Origin of the sequence: Okeania sp. SIO2F4, assembly GCF_010672385.1 — a bacterium.
GTDB lineage: Bacteria > Cyanobacteriota > Cyanobacteriia > Cyanobacteriales > Microcoleaceae > Trichodesmium.
On record NZ_JAAHGT010000895.1, the window covers coordinates 1 to 3994 of the forward strand.

Consider the following 3994-nt stretch of genomic DNA (forward strand, 5'->3'; position numbering starts at 1 on the left):
TCTTAATTGATAGAGGTCCGAAAAGTTCTCAAGTAGTAACATTTGTGAGAAATAGCCCCTATCAGTGTATCTTGGGGAACCACGAACACATGATGATTAAAGCTCTCTCAGATACACAAGTAAAGCATGAAGCATGGCAAAGTTGGTATCAAAGTGGTGGTATTGAAACTGTGGAAAGTTATCGAGAGACAGGAATTATGCCTTATGATGATTTAGAGTGGATGCGATCGCTACCTCTATATCTAGACTTAGGAGATATTTGGTTAGTTCATGCAGGGATCGATCCTAAATTACCTATTCAAAAGCAAGCACACCATGAATGTTGTTGGATTCGCCATGAATTTCATTCTGTGGACAAACCCTATTTTTCTGATAAATTAATTATTATAGGTCATACTATAACTTTTACTTTCGATGATGTTGAGCCGGGAGAATTAGTTTGTGGAGCTGGTTGGCTAGATATTGATACCAGTGCATATCATCCTCGAAGTGGGTGGCTCACAGGATTAGATGTTGACAATAATATTATTTATCAGGTTAATGTTAAGGATCATCAAACTCGGAAAATGCACTTAGATCAACTTGTAAAACCTTATAAACCTAGGCGAACATTAAGAGAAAAAATGCAAGAGCGTTTCTCTATGAGAAAAAATAACCAAGAACACCTTAAAGTAAATAATTATCAGCGATCGTAACAATTTTCATCTATAAATATTTGGGAATTAGGGAATGTGAAATAGCCAAAAGAGATAAGATTCAATAATTGATAATTGATAATTGATAATTACCTCTCCCTAAAAGGAAGAGGATTGAATAAAAGGAAAATTTTTTCTTGTTTCTCCACGGCGAGTGAGAGGCTTTAAACCTTAATTATTCGGTAAAATAAATCAAAAGTAAAAATTTGAAAGTAAGAAAACAAGGAAGGATTTAAGCCGCGTAAATTTTTTAAGAATATATCCATTCATTAATGGATAATGGATAATGGATAATGGATAATTACCTCTGGTTAAAACCGTTCGGGAATTGAATATAAGGAAATATTATTTCTTTTTTTCCCCTTAAAAGGGGAGGCAGAGTAAGCTGAATTATTTAATTAATAATTAATAATTATTAATTATTCTGTAAGGTCTGTTTTGATGGTAAGTAGCAAATGCGATAACTGTATAACAGAATTTCATATAAAACCATAAATATATGTACTTCCAGACAGTAGGAAACTACTGTATTATCACTTTCCTTATTTATTCGTGCTTATCTGGTACTTTATAGTTGAGATTAATGGTGAATGGAACTAGAAGAAAAACAACAATTAATTACTTACTTAAGTCAATTTGTTACCATAGCACGTCGGGAAAAAATTTTATCAGTTTTGCAGCAAAGAACCCGCTACATTACTGTTATTTTAGAAGATATTTATCAACCCCATAATGCTAGTGCTGTGTTGAGAAGTTGTGACAGTTTTGGCGTACAAGATGTACATATTGTAGAGAATAAAAATATTTTTACAATTACTCAGGGTGTAACTATTGGTTCAGATCGTTGGTTAACATTATATCGTTATAATCAACCAGATATAAATAATACAGAGGAATGTTTAAAGAGATTAAAAAATGAGGGTTATATAATAGCAGCAACAACTCTCCATAAAGAACAGATAACTATTGAACAATTATCTGTCAAGAAAAAAGTAGCGTTAATGTTTGGTTCAGAAATTAATGGGTTATCAGAATATGCTCAAAACAATGCAGATGTATCAGTAAAAATTCCGATGGTGGGATTTAGTGAAAGTTTTAATATTTCTGTTAGTGCTGCTTTATGTTTATATGATGTGATGAACCGCCTCAAAAAAGAGCATAATAATTGGGAATTAACCGACACAGAAAAATTAGATTTAGAATTAGATTGGTTGCGAAAATCTATTAAAGCTGGGGAACTTATTGAGAAGAAATTTTTCAGAGATATTTATCAGAGTGAAAGGAATAGGGAGTATGGGAAATAGGGAGATGGGGAGATTAAATATTGAAGTCCAGTAGGGTTCGTTAGACTGCTTAAATTAATACTATGAAAGGGATTCAGCAATCCGTCGTAACGCACCATTGTAGTTGTTTCAGTCCACTACTAAAGGGAAAAGAAATTAACCCTGGATTATACCTTATTATTAACCAAAGTTGTACATGAAAATATCTCGTTGATTTATGACGAATTATTAAATTGGGAAATTCTAAAGAACTTTTGATTTACTATCCTGGTGGTAGAAAAAAAAATAGCAAAGGAGGCTAATTTCTATCATGGCATTTTCAAGATGGCTACAGAAAACAAATGTAGCCGAAACTACAATAGAGGATGAATTTAATCCTTCGCCACAACTAAAACAAATTTTGGGGAAATGGTTTCAGGTTTTACTGGCGGTGGTAATGGCAGTTGTGATGTTTGTCATAGCTATGTCAACAGTCAATGCTACTCCAATGATTGAGTTCAAAAACTCAGGGCAAGCTTTGAGTAATTTCGATAGCTTTGATGCAAGTTTAGCTGATGTGGATGGAGATGGTGACTTTGATGCTTTTGTTGCTAATTTGAATAATCAGCCTAACAAGGTTTGGTTAAATGATGGTATGGGCAATTTCACGGACTCAGAGCAAGCTTTGGGGAAGTCCTATAGTCTAGGTGTGAGGTTAGGAGATGTGGATGGAGATGGTGATCTTGATGCTTTTGTTACTAATAGAAATAATCAGCCTAACAAAGTTTGGTTAAATGATGGTACGGGCAAATTCACTGACTCAGAGCAAGCTTTGGGAGATTTCCACAGCTATGATGTAAGTTTAGGAGATGTGGATGGAGATGGTGATCTTGATGCTTTTGTTGCTAATTTTAATCAGCCCAAAAAAGTTCACCCCAGCAAAGCTTGGTTAAAAGTTCAGCCCAACAAAGTTTGGTTAAATGATGGTAAGGGCAAATTTACTGACTCAGAGCAAGCTTTGGGGAATTCCAAAAGCCATAATGTGAGTTTAGCAGATGTGGATGGAGATGGTGATCTTGATGCTTTTGTTGCTAATTTTAATCAGCCCAACAAAGTTTGGTTAAACGATGGTACGGGCAAATTTACTGACTTAGAGCAAGCTTTGGGGAATTCCCATAGCACAGATGTAAGTTTAGCTGATATGGATGGAGATGGTGATCTTGATGCTTTTGTTGCTAATTTTAATCAGCCCAACAAAGTTTGGTTAAACGATGGTACGAGCAAATTTACTGACTCAGAGCAAGCTTTGGGGGATTCAAATAGCTATGGTGTGAGTTTAGCAGATGTGGATGGAGATGGTGATCTTGATGCTTTTGTTGCTAATGTTAATCAACCCAGCAAAATTTGGTTAAATGATGGTAGGGGCAAATTCACTGACTCAGAGCAAGCTTTGGGGAATTCCTATAGCACAGATGTAAGTTTAGCAGATGTGGATGGAGATGGTGATCTTGATGCTTTTGTTGCTAATCGAAATCAGGCTAACAAAGTTTGGTTAAACAACTTAGATTAGTATGTCAAGGTTTGTGACAATACAGCATCAGACAACTTAGTAATCAATGGCAGCTTTGAAGAAAGCAGTCTCCTATTACAGTTTAAGACCCTCAATTGAAGGATGGGAATTATCCCCAGGGATTGGCATAGAAGTTAATCAATACATCAACAACTCCCTACTGGACCGACACAGCTAAAACTGTGCAGATCGCTTTTTTCGTATAATTCTTGTTATCGTAAGGTTTAATCAGTTTTTCCTATTGCACTATTTTAGATAAAACGGTCTAGTGCCGTGTCAAGCTTAAAATGGTGTATTAAATTTTTTAGTATAATTCTTGCTATGACTAAGGTTTGGAGAATTTTCCTAAAACACTATTTCAAGCTTGACGCGCTACTAGGGTTTACTTAGGCCAAACGAATCGCACACCGGATTTGATATTACAATCTTGACTAACTTCTAAGGAAGAAATCATCTGCTGTCAACGA

3 protein-coding genes are annotated in these 3994 nt (G+C 35.2%); all 3 read left to right on the forward strand.

Annotation, left to right across the window (positions count from 1 at the left end; translation table 11 throughout):
• The coding region (locus tag F6K22_RS34600) for a metallophosphoesterase family protein (protein ID WP_293108872.1) at positions 1 to 695 on the forward strand (695 nt) is incomplete at its 5' end.
• A gap of 590 nt (positions 696 to 1285) precedes the next feature.
• A complete protein-coding gene (locus tag F6K22_RS34605) occupies positions 1286 to 1999 on the forward strand; it encodes a TrmH family RNA methyltransferase (RefSeq protein WP_293108874.1) in 714 nt (237 codons plus the stop codon).
• 289 nt (positions 2000 to 2288) lie between these two features.
• On the forward strand, positions 2289 to 3527 hold the full coding sequence (locus F6K22_RS34610) for an FG-GAP repeat domain-containing protein (RefSeq protein ID WP_293108877.1): 1239 nt from the start codon (positions 2289 to 2291) through the stop codon (positions 3525 to 3527).
• Positions 3528 to 3994: the final 467 nt, after the last annotated feature.

Bases quoted from the DNA above. Each gene is read 5' to 3' on its own strand.
- F6K22_RS34610 (WP_293108877.1), top strand. From the start codon at position 2,289: ATGGCATTTTCAAGATGGCTACAGAAAACAAATGTAGCCGAAACTACA.
- F6K22_RS34605 (WP_293108874.1), top strand. From the start codon at position 1,286: ATGGAACTAGAAGAAAAACAACAATTAATTACTTACTTAAGTCAATTT.